The 18,834-nt window shown below is 57.0% G+C and carries 15 protein-coding genes; 5 read left to right on the top strand and 10 right to left on the bottom strand.

All coding sequences use genetic code 11. The features are described from left to right. Positions 1 to 19 precede the first annotated feature (19 nt). Entirely contained in the window at positions 20 to 715 is a 696-nt protein-coding gene (locus tag CO666_RS22105) for an SGNH/GDSL hydrolase family protein (RefSeq protein WP_097614333.1), read from the bottom strand. 9 nt (positions 716 to 724) lie between these two features. Here CO666_RS22105 and CO666_RS33750 point away from each other — a divergent pair, with 9 nt between their 5' ends. Then, positions 725 to 979, top strand: coding sequence for a hypothetical protein (locus tag CO666_RS33750; protein WP_143540352.1), 255 nt, complete (start codon positions 725 to 727; stop codon positions 977 to 979). Here the strand turns inward: CO666_RS33750 and CO666_RS22100 are convergent. The 3 genes from CO666_RS22100 to CO666_RS22090 all read right to left on the bottom strand — a co-directional run bounded on the left by CO666_RS22100 (position 949) and on the right by CO666_RS22090 (position 6,191). Continuing rightward, positions 949 to 2,256: an HlyD family type I secretion periplasmic adaptor subunit gene (locus CO666_RS22100; RefSeq protein ID WP_097614332.1), complete on the bottom strand. Its 1,308-nt coding sequence runs from the start codon at positions 2,254 to 2,256 to the stop codon at positions 949 to 951. The genes CO666_RS33750 and CO666_RS22100 overlap by 31 nt on opposite strands. 15 nt (positions 2,257 to 2,271) lie before the next feature. Next, the gene (locus CO666_RS22095; protein ID WP_097614394.1) at positions 2,272 to 4,044 is read right to left on the bottom strand and encodes a type I secretion system permease/ATPase; all 1,773 of its coding nucleotides are present in this window, start codon (positions 4,042 to 4,044) and stop codon (positions 2,272 to 2,274) included. A gap of 590 nt (positions 4,045 to 4,634) precedes the next feature. Next, on the bottom strand, positions 4,635 to 6,191 hold the full coding sequence (locus CO666_RS22090) for a right-handed parallel beta-helix repeat-containing protein (RefSeq protein WP_097614331.1): 1,557 nt from the start codon (positions 6,189 to 6,191) through the stop codon (positions 4,635 to 4,637). A gap of 672 nt (positions 6,192 to 6,863) precedes the next feature. On the opposite strand from CO666_RS22090, the gene rapA2 reads away from it, so the two are divergent. Next, the gene (gene rapA2 / locus CO666_RS22080) at positions 6,864 to 7,592 is read left to right on the top strand and encodes a calcium-binding lectin RapA2 (protein WP_280951820.1); all 729 of its coding nucleotides are present in this window, start codon (positions 6,864 to 6,866) and stop codon (positions 7,590 to 7,592) included. A 137-nt stretch (positions 7,593 to 7,729) separates the two neighbouring features. Here the strand turns inward: rapA2 and CO666_RS22075 are convergent, their stop codons facing one another. The 5 genes from CO666_RS22075 to CO666_RS22055 form a co-directional block, all read right to left on the bottom strand. Further along, entirely contained in the window at positions 7,730 to 8,434 is a 705-nt protein-coding gene (locus tag CO666_RS22075; RefSeq protein WP_097614328.1) for a hypothetical protein, read from the bottom strand. Continuing rightward, positions 8,434 to 10,710, bottom strand: a complete 2,277-nt coding sequence (locus tag CO666_RS22070; protein WP_097614327.1) for a polysaccharide biosynthesis tyrosine autokinase — start codon at positions 10,708 to 10,710, stop codon at positions 8,434 to 8,436. Before CO666_RS22070 ends, CO666_RS22075 begins: the two co-directional genes overlap by 1 nt. A 51-nt stretch (positions 10,711 to 10,761) precedes the next feature. Next, positions 10,762 to 11,466, bottom strand: coding sequence for a sugar transporter (locus CO666_RS22065; RefSeq protein ID WP_097614326.1), 705 nt, complete (start codon positions 11,464 to 11,466; stop codon positions 10,762 to 10,764). A gap of 75 nt (positions 11,467 to 11,541) precedes the next feature. Further along, a complete protein-coding gene (locus tag CO666_RS22060; protein WP_097614325.1) occupies positions 11,542 to 12,753 on the bottom strand; it encodes a polysaccharide biosynthesis/export family protein in 1,212 nt (403 codons plus the stop codon). A gap of 286 nt (positions 12,754 to 13,039) precedes the next feature. Beyond that, entirely contained in the window at positions 13,040 to 14,464 is a 1,425-nt protein-coding gene (locus tag CO666_RS22055) for an O-antigen ligase family protein (RefSeq protein ID WP_097614324.1), read from the bottom strand. Positions 14,465 to 14,771: 307 nt separating this feature from the next. Between CO666_RS22055 and CO666_RS22050 the strand changes: the two genes are divergently transcribed. Together CO666_RS22050 and CO666_RS22045 are read left to right on the top strand one after the other, a co-directional pair. After that, positions 14,772 to 15,371, top strand: a complete 600-nt coding sequence (locus tag CO666_RS22050) for a transglutaminase-like cysteine peptidase (protein WP_097614323.1) — start codon at positions 14,772 to 14,774, stop codon at positions 15,369 to 15,371. Positions 15,372 to 15,629: 258 nt separating this feature from the next. After that, positions 15,630 to 16,958 carry a UDP-glucose dehydrogenase family protein gene (locus CO666_RS22045; protein ID WP_097614322.1) on the top strand — a complete coding sequence of 443 codons (1,329 nt, stop codon included), beginning with the start codon at positions 15,630 to 15,632 and terminating at the stop codon, positions 16,956 to 16,958. Positions 16,959 to 17,071: 113 nt separating this feature from the next. Here CO666_RS22045 and CO666_RS22040 read toward each other — a convergent pair whose 3' ends face one another. After that, positions 17,072 to 17,863: a metallophosphoesterase gene (locus CO666_RS22040; RefSeq protein ID WP_097614321.1), complete on the bottom strand. Its 792-nt coding sequence runs from the start codon at positions 17,861 to 17,863 to the stop codon at positions 17,072 to 17,074. Between the two features lie 642 nt (positions 17,864 to 18,505). On the opposite strand from CO666_RS22040, the gene CO666_RS22035 reads away from it, so the two are divergent. Next, positions 18,506 to 18,757: a KTSC domain-containing protein gene (locus tag CO666_RS22035; RefSeq protein ID WP_097614320.1), complete on the top strand. Its 252-nt coding sequence runs from the start codon at positions 18,506 to 18,508 to the stop codon at positions 18,755 to 18,757. The last annotated feature ends 77 nt before the right edge of the window (positions 18,758 to 18,834 follow it).

The following is an 18,834-nucleotide window of genomic DNA, read 5'->3' as shown; positions in this document are numbered from 1 at the left end:
CCGAGCCCTGCGCGATCCGTCATTCTTTGCAATTGCCGCCGGCAATCTGTTTGACAAGTTCCGGTACGATGATTTTGGAAGCAATTTCAGGCAGCGGATGAGCGCCATCGGGAATTGCCGAGGCCAGATCCCCCGGCGTCAGACGCTGCCAATTGGGCTGGTGGTCGACAAACTCCAGGCCCCGTTCCTCAGCCTCCGCCTGATGGGCCGCGATGTAACTTCCGACAAAGGGACGGATCAGGCCACGCATTCCCGAAAACGGGTTCATCGCCATGACGATGATCCGCGCTCGTGGCAGGCGCTGCCGAAGCCGGTCGAGAATGTCGCCGATGTTCTTTCGGCTTTGCGCAAGTGACACGAACCGCTGCAAGGCTGCATCGTTGGCGTAAAGCTCGATCAGAACGATATCCGGCTGCCCGGCAACGACGCGATCAAGCTGGGTGAGAGCCCACAGCGTCGTCTCGCCGCTCTTTGCAACGCTCTCGACTTTGACAGGCCGTTGCAGGCAGGCTGCAAGCTCCGTCTCGAGCGACGGCTGCCACCCTCCGCGGGCCGTCAAGGATGTGCCGAAAGCCACTATTTTCAATGGCGGAAGGCCCTCGGCATTGCTATTCCCAGTCACCGAAAACATCGCGAACCAGGCAAAAAGCAAAAGCAGCCCATAAGCCGGTCGTCTCACCATTGGCATCGCTCGCCAAAGCTGTAAACCGATCATGAGGAGACCTTGCAGCAGGCCTGGGACATCTCGCGAAATGGCGGCGCATCGCTGTTCGATCGTGACAAATCGTTCACCACAGAACCGCGCTTCCTTTCAGGAGCCCAAAGGATGCTGGAACGCTTTGAATCACTACATATTTCTCAATCGGTTCCGATTTCAGAAATTATGCAGAAGAGCGAGATCGATGACAACGGCTTCGCTGAAGCGTTGGCGGCGTGGTACACCGCCAATCACTCCTCACGAAATACGTGCTGCATCTGATCGGTCAGCGGCTTGGTAAGATAAGAGATAACGTTCCTGTCGCCGATCTTGATAAAGACCTCCGCCGGCATGCCCGGATAGAGCTTTATTGACTTCAGCTTGGCGATGCTTGCAGCCTCCGGCTTGACGCGAAGGGGGTAATAGCTGATGCCCGTCCGCTCATCCTTGACGATGTCGGGCGCAATCGAGGTGATCTCGCCGCGCACATCAGGCGTCGTACGCTGATCGAAGGCACTGAAACGCACATCGACGGACTGGCCGACATGGACCTGGTCGATGTCGCGGGTGGCGACCTTTGCCTCAACCGTCAGGTCTTCGTTCTCGGGAACGACGAGCATCAGCGTCTCGCCTGGATTGATGACGCCATTGACCGTGTGAATAGAGAGCTCGTGAACGCGCCCACTGAGCGGCGCGGTAATGTCGAGGCGGCGAAGCTGATCGATCGCGGTTCCGCGGCGTTCTTCATTTTCGGCAATCTTCGCCTCGACGTCGGTCAGTTCCTTCGCGATCTCCGAACGACGGTCCTCGTCCAGCTGGATTGTCTGGCGATCGAGCTCGATTGACTTGCCCTCAGCCTCTGCCTTTGCCGCGATTTCCTGGCCGCTATTACCCTGGAGTTCGGCGCGGGCGCGCTTCAGCGAATTCAAACGCTGGAGCGTCACCAGCCCCTTCTTGTAAAGCGTATCGACGCCCTCGAGTTCCTGTTCGATCAGGCCGAGCGAGTCATTGGTCGCATTGATCTGAACGACCAACCCCTTGATCTGCTCGGCCAGCTGATCCTTGCGCGACGCCAACTGGCTCTTCATGCCGATAAGTGCCGATCTGCGGCTGTCGAACAATTTCGTCTCGCCGTCCAGCAGATCCCGCGCCGCGCTGCTGGATGTCAGATCGCTGATGTTTTCCTCGACATTGAATGACTCGGCGTCGATCCGTTCGGCCTTCAGCCGGGCGCGGCGCGCATAGAGCTGGGCGAGCGTGCTCTCGACGATCGAGAGCTGGGCTTTTGTTGTTGTGCCATCGAGCTGTATCAAGACCTGTCCAGCCGTCACATGGTCATTTTCCGAGACCAGCAGTTTTGACACGATGCCGCCGGTCAGGTGCTGGATCTTCTTCACATCGCCATTGACGACAACCACACCTTCGCCGATGACGGCGCTCGAAAGCTCCGTTGTTGCCGCCCAACCGCCAATGCCGCACACGAGAGCGATCGACAACGCGCCGACAATTGCGACATGACGATTGAGGGAGCGTTTCGATTCGCTGATGACTTTACTCACAATCTTCTCCTCGGCCTATTCGGCCGCATTCATGCCGTCGACGACGACTTTGAGCTGAGCGACGCGATCAGCAATCGGCGTCCGTGCCGCCGCCGCTTCCGGCCGGCTGACCCGCGCCAGAACTTCTTCCTTGGGACCGAATGCGATCATCCGGCCGTCCTGCATCATCAGCACGAAGTCGCACGCGGCCAGAACCCCGGATCGATGGGCGATGACGACGACGATGCCGCCGCGTGCGCGAACGCTCATGATCGCAGCACTGAGCGCCCGCTCGCCTTCTTCATCGAGATTGGAGTTCGGTTCGTCGAGCACCACGAGGAAGGGCTCGCCATAAAGCGCTCTTGCAAGCGCGATGCGTTGTCTCTGGCCGGCCGAAAGCGCGGCCCCGCCTTCGCCGATTTCGGTTTCGTAACCGTTCGGCAGACGAAGAATGAGATCGTGAACACGCGCTGCTCTCGCCGCGGCAACCACCGCCTCAGGCGACATTTCCTTGGCGAAACGGCAGATATTCTGCGCGACGGTTCCCGAGAAAAGCTCCACGTCCTGCGGGAGATAACCGATATGCCGGCCCAGTGCGTCGCCATCCCACTGGTCGAGTGCTGCGCCGTCAAGGCGAATGGATCCTCTGACGGTCGGCCAGATACCCATCATCGCGCGCGCCAGCGACGACTTGCCCGAGGCACTGTAACCGATGACCCCGAGGGCGCTTCCTGCCCTCAAGCCGAAGCTGACATCGGAAATGACCAGACGCTGGCCCGCCGGCGGTCCGCTTGCCAGCCCCTCGACCGTCACCTGTTTGGAGGGCGGCGCAAGCGCGAGCGGAGCCGGAATTTCCGGAATGGTTTTCAACAGATTTGCCAGCCGCGCCCAGCTTTGCTGAGCGGAAACGAAACCGCGCCAATTTCCGATCGCCGCTTCCACAGGCGCCAGGGCGCGGGACGTCAGAATCGAGCCGGCGATGATAATGCCCGAGGAGGCCTGGCCTTGAATGACCAGGATCGCACCGGTCGCCAGCGTTCCGGACTGCAGGGCGATCCGGAAAATCTTCGACAGCGTCGCATATCCGTTCCCGACATCCGATGCTTGCCGGGTGATGTTCCGGTATTCGCCGTTCTTGCGGTCCCAGATTTCAGCCATGGTGCCCGCCATGCCCATGGCGTGAATGACTTCGGAGTTGCGGATCGAGGTCTGCGCAAAGGCATTGCGCATATTGCCGGCTTCGGATTGCCGTTTTGACAGCGTACGTGTTCCCTGGTTGGTCAGGAACGTCAGAATGGCGAGAACCAGCGATCCACCGATCGCGATATATCCGATCGCCGGATGAAACAGGAAACAGATCACGACATAGAAGGGAAGCCAGGGCAGATCGAACATCGCCGTCGGGCCCATGCCGGACAGGAAGGTTCTGATCTGGTCGAAGTCGCGCAGCGGCTGCAGCCCGTCCCCTCCGATCTTGACCTTCAACGGCGCCTTGATGAGCGCCCGGAACACGCGTCCGTTCACCATCTCGTCCAGCGAACCAGCAACGCGCACGAGCATTCGGCTCCTGAGAACTTCGAACGCGCCCTGAAACGCGTAAAGGGCTAACGCAAGTATTGCGAGAGCAGCCAGCGTCGGTATGCTTTTGGCGGGAATGACGCGGTCATACACCTCAAGCATAAAAAACGAACTTGTGAGATAGAGGATATTGATGAGTGCGCTGGCTATGCCAATAAAGACAAGGCCTCCCTTGCATTTTCGCAAGGCTTTGGATGGCTCGCTGACATCAGCTGCTGAACTCTGAAACACCAAGTAATCCCTCTTCTACCGCATCGCACGCAGGTAAACGCCAACGCGCTCTGCAGTTACGGGCCTATCAAGCCCGACCAATGACATAGTCGCATTTGGATCATCGGCACCGGCGCCGAGTCTCCGCTTGCAAGCTCACGACTTATTATATGAATCGCACCGAAAGATGGCCGAAAAATTCCAATTCTAGCGCGCCAGTTTAGGGGTTCTAGCTTAACGCTACGATAAATATATCGGTTGAAGCAAGTGAAAATCCCAAACCGCCCAATAACGGCTCAACGTGCTGGCCGCCGCCCGCGCATAGACACGATGTTTACTGGGGCATTAACTATACGTTCAATATACAGCTTTCTTGTTTTTGCGCGACGGAACATTTTTATCGTCGGCCGTCCTTCGTTCTTTTGATTTCGACGGCAATTTCGCCGGGTTTGAAGCAAGTCGCGGAAAACTGTGTGGCGATTTTGCGGCAACGACATCCGGAAACAGGACCTAACGCGCGGGCAGCGATCTCGATCGCGGCGCGCTTTACACGTCGGGACGGAGCGGTCGGCGGTAACGGCCGGCTGACGCCGTCCCGGCGGCAGGCTGCTTCAGAGCAATATGTGGCTGTGATGGTATGCATCCACATCGATGCCGACGCTCAAGCTGTCCGTGTCGATATGCGAAGCGCCATCGGAGATCTTGTACTGGAAGGACTCGCTGACCTTGCCGCTGAGGCCGGCGATTTTCGCCGCATCAACCGTGTAGGTGTAATCGCCGTCGCTGTCGACATGGATGACACCGTATTTTCCGGTCAGCGTCAAACCGTGTTTATCCACGGCACTATCGCCGAAGCGGCGAAGCAGCACGATCCCGTTGGCCGCATGATCGTTTTCAAGAAGATTGCCGTGATAGGCGCTTCCGGTGTCGGCCGAAATCTTCAGACTGTCATGTACTGCGACAATTTTTGCAGCGACGGTCGGAGATGAGGGCGCCGTGTGCGTTTCGACGACCGGCTCGATAACCGGTGTGGCGGGGGTCTGTCCGCTGCCTGATGTACCGCCGGCAGCACTGTCGAGCTCGGCCTGGGCTTGTTCGAGCGTCTTAGTGTCGCTGACCGAGAACGTGTTTGCGACAGCAATGACGGCAGCTATCGTCGAGGTCGACACCAGGCTGTCGACTATATTGTCATGGAAAGAGCCTGATGCAGCTCTGTCGACCTTCAGCGCCGACGAGGTCAGATCGTCAAAGACATTGTTATGGATATCGATATTCGAGAGAACATAATTTGGATAACCCGCCGCGCTGACCGATACGCCCCACACGCCGTCGTGAATATAATTTCCGCTGATGTCGTAGTTCTTCGCATCACCCTGATCACCAAGGCCGATGCCGTAGGACCATTTGTAGCCACCAAATCCGGAAATATCGTTGTCGTGGATCGAGATATTCGTGCCTGCGTTGGCACCTATCCCAAAACCGCCACCGACCATTGTGTTGTCCTCGACCAGAGCATTCACAGGCCGAACAAGCGCCACAATACCCTTTGAGCTATTGGTGTCCGTCTGTTCCAGGTGATTGCCTTTGATCAGGATATTGCTGCTATCGTTCAACTGGACGGCGTCTGCCTTGGCACCCTGACTGTTGGTAATCACGTTGTTAAGAATGTTGACGCCGTTAACTTTTTCCATCCAGATGCCATCGCCATTCACGCCTGTTATCTTGCTGTTCTCGATGGTGATGTTCTGGCTGCTCTGGAAATTGACCGAACCGGGCTTGCCGGCAAGTCCCGTATTTTCCACCTCAACGTTGCGGACCGTCCAATTCCAGACATTTCCTGCGTATATCGCCGCCCCACCCGTATCTGCGATCTTGATATTCTCGACGACGATGTTCGAAGCCTTCGAACCATGGATACCGTCATTGCTGCTGTGAATGACCGGTGCATCGCCGATACCATAGCTGCCAATGATAATGGGGGCGCTGACGGTACCCGAATATTTCAGGTCGAACTGTTCGTTGAACACGCTTCCGGCCGCGAGCAGCACGCTGTCGCCGGGATTGAGCTTCACGGCTTCGACGGCGGACAAAGTCGCAAAAGCTGAATTCTCGCCGGTCCCGCTATTGTGGTCGGACCCTGTTGCTGAATTCACGTAGTAGACGGTCATGCTCTGATCTCCCCGCGCCAATGGAAATCTTTTAAGCGTGGACCTCTCTCCGCCAGCTAAAATGAAACACTAAAATGCCGGACATCCTGCAATAATTCTTGGTTTCTGAAGAAACGGCGGTCTTCCGCGGTAAACATTTCGCGTTGCAGCAAATTTGTACCGTATAATTCACGTATAATGCTCAGCAATACGTGCGACATGAGAAGCTCTCTCAACCCAGGATATTCCGGTAGAGTGGATTTCAGGCGGAAACCTAAATTCCCTTGGTAAATGGGCAGGACGACGAAAGTCGCAGCACCCAAAGCCAGGTACATTCAGTTGCAATAATGCTACAATCAATAAAAAACTTAAAATTTAACAATAGCTCAATCTGATTATCCGGAATATGACAAGCAGAAGAAGATTCATCGCGTATTATTATAAGCCGATCGCCAATAAAATTTCTTGTCGCTCGAAGAAAAAATGCAGTGAATCTCGCAGCTTGGGTTTTCACTTATTGTTAACGCAATATTACCTAGGCCTTTCATTATCTTATGCACATTTAAGGTGTATCGATATTGAGCATTGCGCCCAGAGATGCTAACGATTTGTTAATTATGTTCTTGACTCTCCGAATTAAGAAATCCTTAATCGGGCCGCTCGCCAAAGGTCAGGGACGGCCGGCGAAGAATAATTCAAGGAGAGAATTCAATGGCGATTCATGCAACCGACGATACTGCAACATTCCTGGAAACCGACGTCATCTCGGGAAATCTGCTTTCTAACGATTCATCCGACAACGGCCACCTGTTCCTGCGCGCCTTCGATCAGCAGAGCGTTGGCGCCAAGCAAGGCAACAATCAGGTCACCGAAATCCAGGGCGACTACGGCACCTTCTTCGTCAAGCCGGACGGCAGCTACACCTATGTTCTAAGCGACGCTGCCAAGGTCAACTTCACCAATGGTGAGCTGCTTCAGGAGAAGGTCTCCTATAAGATCTCCGACGGCAGCGGTCATACCGATGTCGGCCTGTTCACTCTGAATATTCAGGGTGTAACCCAGGTCAAGCCGATCGCTGTCGACGACCACTACAGCTTCATCGAAGGCAACCCCATCGGCGGTAACGCCCTCGACAACGACATTCCCGGCGACAATGGTCATCTCTTCCTCCGTCAGTTCGGCACCACGAGCGTCAACGGCGATCCGAGCGCAACGACCGACGTCGCCGGCACCTATGGCACGTTCCACGTCAAGTCGGACGGCTCATTCACCTATGATCTGGCAGCAGATATCGCCCCGGGCGATCACGTCACGGAGACCATCCAGTACTACAAGATTTCGGACGGCCAAGGTCACACCGATGTCGGCGTCCTGACGCTCAATATCACCGGCACGGACTTCGTTTCGGGCGCCAGCGTCTGATCGTTCCATAGCCGATCATAGACAATGCCCGCCGTGCAAACCGCGGGCATTCTCTTATTTCAGTCCGGACTCGTGGAACAGCGGCTTGGCTGCAACCAGCTAGCCGCTTTGCGCCAGCCTTCAAACCGCCCGACAAACTACCTGCTGCAACGCTGTCGAAACCGTGCTGTCGCACCGTCTCCGACGTTCGCCCAGCTTCGATCAAAGATGGGGCGAAGCTGTGGGCTGATCTCTTTTATCGCAGCGTTGACCCTGCAGCGATCGCCGCGTTTCAGCATCGTCGTCAGATCGCTATCGAGCGCGCGCTTGGCCGCGGCAAGCGTCGCATCGGTGAAATCGTTCCAGAAATAAAACCGCGTCAGAACCATCATGTCGTCGTGGGGCGCCAGCACAACCGAGCGCTTCATCATTCCCGCGATCGAAACCGGCTCTTCTGCAATAGTCGACTGCACGGCCGCGAGACGAAGCCAAAAATTGCTGTTCGTCGGCATGCACGACAGCGCATACCGAAGATATTGGCGCGCACCCGATGCTGCAGCGGCCCAGGCATCATAGTTGACATTGACGTTTTGCCGATCGAGTTGCGCCAGAACGAGGGTTACGCCAGCCGCCACAATGTCGGACCGGCAATAATGCCCGTCAATGACCTCGACACTGCGCGAAGCATATTTAGCCACGACGTCATCGGCGACAGTCCCGCCACGCTCGATCCTTTCGGCGACGATCGAGATGCTTGCCGTTCTGATCGACGCGTACAACTCCCGACCGGCCAGCACCGCCAAGGCGACGGTGACGACAACAAAAACGACCCTGGGAACCGAAACGGACCGACTGCCGAACATCAGCTTTCGGTATAGTATCGCGAATATCGCTTATAATAATATTCGCTCGAACCGAATGTCCGGTAAAGTTTCATCTGCGACGGGTCGACCTTGGTCAATACGGCACCGACGCATTTTGCATAAAGTTCCGGCTCGGACAGCAGGGTCGACTGCACGACCTTGCGCGATGTCTTCCCCCACTCGATAACGAACACCACCGCATCGAGCTTCGAATTGATGGCGCGCGCATCGACAACCGGCGCCAAGGGCGGCAGGTCGACGATTATATAATCGAAGCTTTGACGCGCCGTTTCAAGAAGCTGATCCATGCCGCGTGACGCGAGCAACTCCGACGAATGCGGAACGCGATACCGCGCCACCGTCGGCAGGAACGCAAGCTTTGTCTTCGGATCGAGAAGGATCAGATCCTTGAGCGGACGCCCGTCGACGATCGCCTCGAGCAAGCCCGCCTCGGCATGGCGGCCGATCGCCCGGGTTGAGCCGGGATTGCGCATGTCGCCGTCGATCAGCAGGCAGCGTGCACCCTGCATAGCCAGAAGCTTGGCAAAGTTGATGGATGTTGTCGACTTGCCCTCGCCAGGCAGGCTCGATACGACGCCGATAACCTTGCAGCGCTGATCGGCGGCACTGATGTCGATGGCAATTTTCGCGCTTCGAAGCGTCTCCGCAAATGCCGACAGCGGATGTTCCTCGACATAGGTCGTCGTCTTCCCGCCTCTGGCGATGCTTCGCGGATTGTTGGGATCAACAAGCGCCGGATCGTCGACATTATTTTCGATCAGCGGCATAACGCCGAGAGACTCGACATCAAGCACTTCCCGGACATCATCGCCGGTGCGGAAGAACCGATCCCGGAATTCGCGGAAGGCTCCTATACCGCTTCCGACTGCGCATCCGAGGAACATCGCAAAAGCGACGACGAGGGCTCTCTTCGGAGCACTCGGCTTCGTCGGCGTCTCCGCCATCGTGATGATACGCGCAGCGGTGATCGGAAAGCTCTGCTGCTGAATGGCTTCCTGGTAGCGCGTCAAGAAGCTCTGATAGAGATTCTTGTAGGTATCGCGCGTGCGCTCGAGTTCGCGAAGCTGCACCTGGGTTTCGCCGGCGCTGGCAGCAACGCCCGTCGCCTGCGTGACACTGTCGCGCAAGGAGTTTTCCCGCGATCTCGCCACCTGCAGCTCGCTCTGGTAGCTCTCGGCGATGCGGTTCAGCTCATCGAACATGAGCCTCTTATATTCTTCCATTTCCGCACGAAGCCGAACCGCCTGGACGTGATCGGGGCCGAGCCGTGCCTCGATCTCGGTCTCGAGCTTGGAAGCCTCCAGATATTTCTTGCGCAGGTCGTTCGAAATGGAGCTGTCGAGCACATCGGTGACGATCGCATCAGTCTGCTTGGAGTCGATGATCGACTTGACGCGCGCATATTTCGCCTCGGCCTTCGCCGTCTCGGCCTGCGCGTTGATCAATTGCGAGTTTATCTCGGAGAGCTGCTGCTCGCTGAGCAGCGTCCCGGACCCGGCCTCGACGAGCCCGTGCTCGCTGCGGAATTTCTGAACCGCAAGGTCGGTGTCCAGCGCCTGCTGCCGCAACTCCTCGATACGCTCCTGCAGCCATTGGCCGGCCCGGCGCGTCGCCTCGTATTTGGAATTGAGCTTGTCGACCATATAGACGTCGGCGATCGCGGCTGCGATCTGGCGGGCCATGTCGGGCGACTGCGAGGTATAACTGACATCGAGAACGTAGGATTTGCCGACGCGTTCGACATCGATATTGCCTGCGACGGTTTCGGCAGCATATCGCCGCTTCATATCCGGATCGGGCGCCACGGCCGCGTCATCGGCAAACCACGATTTGAAATTCACCAGAGATTTCAGCGTCGCGACTGAAAACAGCGAATTCTGCTGTGCGTTAAACACCGGATCATCGACAAGTTTCAACTTGTCGACGACAGCATAGGCGATCGTGTCGGACTTCAACAGTTCGACTTGGCTGAGGACCGTACCTTCGTCATCGTCCAATTGGCCGAAAGCCGCCAGCTGGTTGATCACCTGATTGTCGCTGCGATCGATCAGCACGCTCGTGTCGGCGGTATAAACCGGTACCGATGTCACGACATAGACAATGCCGAGAATGGCGAAGGCAAAAGCGCTCGCCGCGACCATCCGCCACTGACGGCGGGCAATCGCGATAAGCTTGTCGAAATCGATGAAATCAGCTTCGTTTCCCGTATCGCGGGAGGGGTCGATACGTGGCGTAAGTTTATCTGGCGATAGCAAATTCGATCTCCAACAAAGGCGTCAAGCGCTAAGATCTAAGGGCAATTCCAGCTATTGTATGACGGGCGTGCTCGGACTGGTCGATCCGCTCGTGTCCGAAGACGACTGCCCTGCCCCATTCACACTGAGGATCGTCGTCGTCGAGGACGAGCTGTCGTCGCTGGCGCCACCATTGGAAACCTTTAGTGTACCCGCAGTCGTCGCGGCTCCGTCGAAGGGCGTACCATCGTCAGAGCCCGGTCCCGTTTGGCCAATTGACCCGTCGTTGCCGATGCCGGCTGCCGCGGCGGCACTGGCCCCCGGTCCGAGCGCCGCAGTCCCGCCTTCGGCAAGAACTTTCGCAAAGGCGGCAAGCAGCGGCGCCAGATTGGGATCGGCGCTCGCCGCCTCGGCAACGGCCTTTTCGATTGCCAGCTTGAACTGCGGATCCGAGACCTGGCAGCTGTTCGCCGCCCGCCCAAGGCCGGAACCGATCGCCGCCATCTGCGCGGCATTGGCCTTTTTGGCCTGCTCGATCACCGGCGCAAGCGTGTCATTGCTGCTGCCGACCAGTGACCGAACACGTGACGACAAAACCAATGGATCCGACATATCGAGCAAAGCGGCGGGATTGGTCGTAAATCCGCTGACGTCGACCGAAGTCAGATTTGCCGGTCCAAGGCAGGCGGCCGCAAAAGCACTCGAAGTCATGCCGGCAAACATCGCGACGACAATTCCGCTATACGCAAGCTTACGATAAACAGCTGACCTTGCCATAACCTAGTCCTTCATCAAATCCGCTATATAGGCCGCCGGCGTCGATCAGCGATCGATGCCAGCGCCTACTTCAAATCAATTTCCGAGATCCTGTACCGCGTTGCGGGTATCCCGCGCATCGTCGGTCACGCCGGAAACAGTGGACGATACCGAGTTGACGATGTCAAGGAACTTGACCAGTTCGACAGAGTCCGAATTGGAAATATAGATAATATCCTTGTCTTCCATCTTGAATTGCTGGGTGGCAAACAAGGTTGCGGGATCGCGCAGGTTGGCGCGGATGATCACCGGAACCGCATCCCCTGCAAATCTCGTCGTGTCGACGCGCATCGCTTGAAGCGTTTTCTTGGGAACCTGGCGATAGAGCAGAACCTGAGCCGGATCGGCGCGGTCGTCGCGCAGGCCGCCTGCCTTTGCAATCGCCTCGCCAAGGGTCAAGTCAGACTCTTCGAAATCGAAACGACCGCTGACGCCCGCAGCGCCGAGCGCAAGATAGGTGCGGCGCTCGTGATCGACCGAGATCGTATCATCCGGCGCGACATAGATATTTTCCGCCGGGTTTTTCAGCAGCGTGTTGTAGGCAACGGTTGCCGTCTTGCCGCGGCGCTGCAGCGTCACATTCGTTTCGATATTGTTGGTCGTCAAACCGCCAGCGGCGGAAATGACGTCGAGAACACGCTCGCCGGCCGGGCTGATCTCGACACGCTGCGGATTGTTGACGTCGCCGAGAACCGCAACCTGGCTGGAGCGGTTTGTCGTCGTCGTGATAACAACCTGCGGCTCGATCGCACGGCTGGCCAGGCGGTCTTCGACATCCTGTTCCACGGTCTCCTTGAGGCGACCGGCAGCCGGAACGCGGCCCGCATAAGGAATTGTAATCGTGCCGTTTCTATCGATGGTCTGCGTCGGCAGGGAAATGTAATTGCCGGGGCGGCTGCCAGCATCGGAGGGAATGAAGAGACCGCCGGACTGAGCTTCGAAGATAGCGACCTGAACGACATCGCCGTAACCAAGCGGAATTTCGGGGGCGCCGCCTCGACCACCGCCAAAGCCCTTGAAAGAGGTTGGCTGGGCAGAGGTAAAATAGGGAAGAACGTTCTTGCTGAGATCGACGAGGGCGTAGTCGATGCCGACGCGACGCTCCTTCGTGGTCACTTTTACCGCCGCATCCCGATCAACATCTTTGTGATCGGGGCCGGATCTTGGCAACGACGTGCAGCTTGCCAATATAGTGGTTAGCGCTACAACAATGGCGACGCGTGTACTAACGATACGAGAACAACCCATAGAATAACCTGTGTTGACGCCCCTGAAGCTACTGCCCCGCAATCTGACAAAATACAAGACAATCCCCGATCAATAACACTGAAAGCCGATTAACATTCCCCTAACTGTGGCAGGCCGGCAACGCAGGCCCTTTAGGAAGCGAAAACGACACCGGCCCGACTTTTTTGGGGCCGCAACAATCCGAAGGCTACACCCGCTATAAAATTTCTTGCGTTTGAGAGTCAACAGTTCGCAACTGCACAATCGCATTTTCGAAAAACCTTCATGAAACTCATCCACTTATTTTCTAGCTGGTTAGCGACCGCTCATATACCCTGTCCGCCTCCCCGTTGCTGCGCCCAAGACTGATCGCGACAACCGCACTGAGGAAGGCTGAATAAAACACGGCGAAACCCGGTATCTGCAACGAGAAATCCACCGCCGCATGCAGGGCGACCAAAACCGTTCCGGCCAGGCCGAGAAGAACATAGTGCCTCAGGCGCCGTCTTTGCGCGAGCCCGCGCCGGAACACGCCGGCAAGCACCGAGAAGACAAGGACTGCCGCAATCGGAAACAATATTCCGAGGCCCAAGAATCCTTCGAGATAGAAATTGTGCGCCCTGTCGAAGATCCCGAAAATTCCGCAGGCAGGATCGCGGTAGGCAGAAAACACGGTACGGAAAGTGCCAAGGCCGGTCCCGGTCAGCCAATGATCCGAAATGGCACGCCAGATGCCCGGCAGGATGCAGAACCGATCATCATCCTCGAGATGCCGCTCTTGCGCACGCAAGATCGCCTGGCCTGCGAACATCGCCAACAACAAGATGACGAAACCAATCGCCGCGACGACCTTCACCAGGGAACGCCATTTCGGTGCCGGTTTCGGCTTTCTGCCGGAGCCGTTCCAATTGAGAACGAGCCATGGAAAATAGATGAGAGCGGCAACGAAGGTCGAAAATATTCCGGCGCGCGAACGGCTCAGCATCAGCGCCGTGAAGCAGGCGCACAAGAGCAGAATATAGATCCAGGACCTCAAGAGAAGGGCGTTTCGGCCCGGCTCGCCGGACGGATATTTTGACAAGGAACGGGCGATGTCCCTGACCAGGGTCAGCATCAGCAGCGTCCCAAGCCCGAGGAAGGTCGCGGCAGTATTGCGGTTGACGAAGACCGCGGTCAGGCTGTCGAGGTAGGCGCGTTTCTCGACGACGACCAAGATGCTGGGAAACAGCGAAAACTGCAGCAGGCCGAAAACCGCGACGGTGCCCGCAGAGAGCCCGAGGCCGGTGAGCACTTTCCTCGCCCGCTGATCGGTATCGCAGAGCAGAAGCCCGGTCAGGAACGTGACGAAAGGCAGCGCGACCCAGAGGATCGACGCAAGGGTATCGGCCGGCTCGACAGAGATTGCCGCGTACTGAACACCTGCCAGGTCACGCGCAGCACCCCAGGCGGGATTTGCCAGCCAGTTGGAAGGCAGCTCGATCGTCTGGACGTATATCCAGCCCGTCACGACGATAAGGAGGAACAAGGTGATGCTGAAAACCCACCTGCTTTGTCCTGGCTCTCCGAAGAGCAGCGCCGAAATGACCGCGAGGGCAAACATTCCGATCGCGGCGAAGGCGAAAGGAAAGGGCGTGACGCTTCCGAACGGAATGAGCGTCAGTATAACCAGGCCAATAAACGCAAAGAGAAGAACCTCTCGCAAGACTGGTCTGTTGATGAGGTTGGAGAACATTTGAATTCGTTACCAGAGCAGGCGGCGACAAAGCCATTGCAACCGAAGAGATTAATTTACTCGTACTAACATAAGTTGAACATCAAGCACTTGCGTGCTAAAGTGTAACAGAATTCCACATCGTTTAAAATTGTCGCGAAAGGTTTAAGCCAATCGAGACAAGGCCCGGCTATGCTCCCTCCAAGCAGCAGAAACGGGACAGATATTCTGCGTCCAATACTTGGCAGATCGTCAGATCGCCATGCCATTGACCGAGAAAAAAGGCAAGCCTGATCTCAATCGGTTGCCCTGAACGGGGATTAAACAGATGAAGAAAACGTTCGTTACACTTCTGGCGCTGGCCTTGACGGCAGGCAATGCCTGCTCGGCATTTGCCGCTGGTCCCGCAGGTTTTGCCCGCGGCCTGAACGGTAGTTCGGCGGTCAGCTATATCTCTGAAAAAGGCAAGATCATCCCACCCTTCGCCCAGGTGTTGTTCTGCGCCCAGAACCCGGCCGAATGCCGTGACAACAATGGCCTCTCGGTCGTTGCGCTCACCGATGAGCAGATGCAGCAGCTGAAGACTGTGAACAACACCGTCAATCGCACGATGATCGGCCGTAACGACTCCAGCAGCGAATTGAACGGCGATGTCTGGAAGGTGAATGTTCGCAGCGGCGACTGCGAAGATTTCGCCTTAACCAAGCGCAGCCGGCTGATCGCGATGGGCTGGTCGTCGCGCGCTTTGCGAATCGCAACGGCATATACCCCTTCCGGTGAAGGACATGCGGTTCTCGTGGTCAGAACCGACAAGGGTGACCTCGTGCTCGACAACAGGAAAAGCAGCATCAAGAACTGGCGGGACACCGATCTGCGCTGGGACAAGATTCAATCGGGGACAGACCCCTATGTCTGGTACCGGCTGTAGACGTTCGAACTGAGGAAGAACCGTCTGGAAATGAAAGTCGAGCCGCCTCTCACGAGCGGCTCGACTTGTCACATTGCCCACACAAACCTATGTTTCTTGCTGTCGAAAGGGTGCCGGCAATGAATTGTCGTGCCCCTCGTTCGATTTTCGATGTGGGTATCAAGCGATCTTCGATATTGTCTTTTCGCCCAGATTCAGTATGACCAACGCCATGCTGCGACGCAGCATGACGTTCTACTCCAATGATTTGAGGGAAATATGCGCATCACGATGATTGGATCAGGCTATGTCGGCCTCGTTTCAGGCGTTTGCTTCGCGGATTTCGGCCACGACGTCATCTGCGTCGACAAGGATCTGAGTAAGATCGAAGCCCTTCGCGAAGGCCGTATTCCGATCTACGAACCGGGCCTGGAGCAACTGGTCGCAGAAAATACCAGCACCGGCCGGCTGTCGTTTTCGACCGATGTCGGCGAAAGCGTCCGTAGCGCCGACGTCGTCTTCATCGCGGTCGGTACGCCGTCCCGGCGCGGCGACGGCCATGCAGACCTCTCCTATGTCTATGCGGCAGCACGCGAGATTGCCACCTATGTGGAAGGCTTCACCGTGATCGTCACCAAGTCGACGGTACCGGTCGGCACCGGCGACGAAGTCGAGCGCATCATGCGCGAAACCAATCCTGCGGCGGATGTCGCAGTCGTTTCCAATCCGGAATTCCTGCGCGAAGGTGCCGCGATCGAAGACTTCAAGCGTCCCGACCGTATCGTCGTCGGCCTGAATGACGACCGGGCGCGCGAAACCATGACCGAGGTCTACCGTCCGCTTTATCTCAACCAGGCACCGCTGGTCTTCACCACCCGCCGCACCTCGGAACTGATCAAATATGCGGCCAATGCCTTTCTCGCGATGAAGATCACCTTCATCAACGAGATCGCCGATCTTTGCGAGCGGGTTGATGCAAACGTCCAGGACGTTTCGCGCGGCATCGGTCTCGATGGCCGTATCGGTGCCAAGTTCCTGCATGCCGGTCCGGGTTACGGCGGCTCGTGCTTCCCCAAGGATACGCTTGCCCTTGCCAAGACCGCGCAGGATTACGATGCGCCGGTCCGTCTGATCGAGACGACGATCTCGATCAACGACAACCGCAAGCGGGCGATGGGGCGCAAAGTGATCGCCGCCGTCGGCGGAGACATTCGCGGCAAGAAGATCGCGATTCTTGGCCTGACCTTCAAGCCGAACACCGACGACATGCGCGACAGCCCCGCGATTGCCGTTATCCAGACCCTGCAGGACGCCGGCGCCAAGGTGGTCGGTTACGATCCCGAAGGCATGGAGAACGCCCGCAAGGTGATCGAGAACATCGAATATGCGAGCGGCCCCTATGAAGCGGCCGCCGGTGCGGATGCACTTGTCATCGTCACCGAATGGAACCAGTTCCGCGCGCTCGATTTCAATCGCCTGAAGCAGTCGATGCACAGCCCGGTCCTGGTCGACCTGCGCAATATCTACCGCAGCGACGAGGTCCGCAAACACGGCTTTACCTATACCGGCATCGGCACCAACCTCTATCAGGAATCGACAAACACCTGACAGGTCCCGGTACACCGGTCATCATCCCGACGCCGCGGAGCATAAAGCCCGCGGCGTTTGGTTTTGGAGCATAGCGCCGAAGAACAGAAACGCTTTCAGCGACATGCACCCATTCAAAGGATCCCGACCCGCGTTCCTTTTATCGTCAGCACCGTCAACCGGCCCGTCGCCGAAACCGCCGTGTCGATACCGATGCGTTGCGGACCGAATGTCGGAGTTCGTGCCGGGGTATGCCCATGGATCACCAGGACGGGAAGCTGCGGTCCTTCATCCAGGAAGGGTTGGCGGATCCACATCAGGTCGCTGTCTTTCTGCTTCTTGAGGTCGATGCCCGGTTTGATGCCGGCATGGACAAAGACCACTCGTCCCATCCGCAGCATGATCGGCAGCGATTCCAGGAACTGGATATGCCGCTCGGGGATCATGTTGCGAATAACGCGGGCGATCATTTCGCTTCCTGCCGCCGACTGCAGCAGATGCTCGATATCGATACCGTATGAGTGCAGCGTCTCCGTCCCGGCAAAGCCGAGCCATTCAAGAATGTGCGCCGGTTTGCGATAGAGCTTCACCAGCTCCGCGTCGTGGTTGCCGCACAGCGCGAAACGCTGAAATCCCGGCGGCGGGGTTTTGCTCAGGAACTCCAGCACAGAGCTCGAATCAGGCCCGCGGTCGACGTAGTCGCCGAGCATGACGATAAGTTTCGGCCCCGGAATGCGCGCGGCATCCTCCTCGATGCGGCGATGTGCTTCGATAAGCTCCTTGTAACATCCGTGGACATCGCTCATCGCGTAGACCGCAGCGAATTCGCCTTCGGCAAAGGTCAGCCGAGCGCGTCCTTTACGGCTGCCGGCCAATATCGATATCTGTTGTCGCCACGGCCCGAGAGTGTTGAACATGTAACCCATTTATGAGATCCGACAGCACGCGAGCTTGTCGGACAAACTCCATTTCCGACTCATCCCTGCACGGGCATGAGGCTCAGTGTTCAAAAAAAGTTGGCCTGATCACGGCCTGATCGAATTCTAATCGCGACCGCTTGCCACATTCAGAACGATATAATCCTATTCCTTATTCGCTGCACCAGTTGTGAAGCGACGGCCGCCGAAACGGTCTCCCCACGCGGCACCGCTCCCTCGCATCGAATCACCCAATTCTCAGATCGTTACCTTCGGGAAATTTGCGCACGCAGATCAACCTTCGGAGGTACATCGTCGCGCCACTCACGCAACAGCGAAATGACTATTGCGAGAAACGGCAATTTGTATTCGGTCATCTTGAACGGGCATCACGGCTAATATTGCTCTTTATTTTGGTATGTGATGGTTAATTCAGCGTTAAACCGTAATGTTCGTTCCAGCGGCGGCTGTGTCCGTCACCAATTCTGCGAACTGGAGAATTTCCGGCTATGGGATTTCCACAGGCGAGACTTTCTAAAAAGCTGCAAAAAGCAACTATAGCGATATGCTTCGGAAAAAAATGAACGTTTAAGCTTATCATGCTTGACGCTACTGCGGCGCCGCATGATGATAGGCGGATTGCGAGCGTGAATGACATTCGTCACCAGAAAACTCAGATCCAAAACTGCGGGGTGCAAAGTGGAAACTGCGGTTGATTCGAAACTTATCGAGGCGATCACCTACGACGAAGACAGCCGGCATCTGCGGGTCTACCTGACAAACGGTCAGAGGCGAGAATATGAAGGCGTTCCCAAAGGAGTGGTCGTCGGTTTGACGATGGCCGAATCCCCGGGGAATTTTTACATGAAGGCAATCAGGGGCAAATATCCTCCCCGCCCCTGATCTCCTGTGCATCAACGATGACAGGACATCGATTCGACAAGCTGCGGGACCGGCATATGCCCGTCCCGCAACTCAGT

The sequence above is a fragment of the Rhizobium chutanense genome (genome assembly GCF_002531935.1).
Lineage (GTDB): Bacteria > Pseudomonadota > Alphaproteobacteria > Rhizobiales > Rhizobiaceae > Rhizobium > Rhizobium chutanense.
Note: the sequence above shows the minus strand (reverse complement) of the source record. Positions and strands in the feature narration are given on the sequence as shown.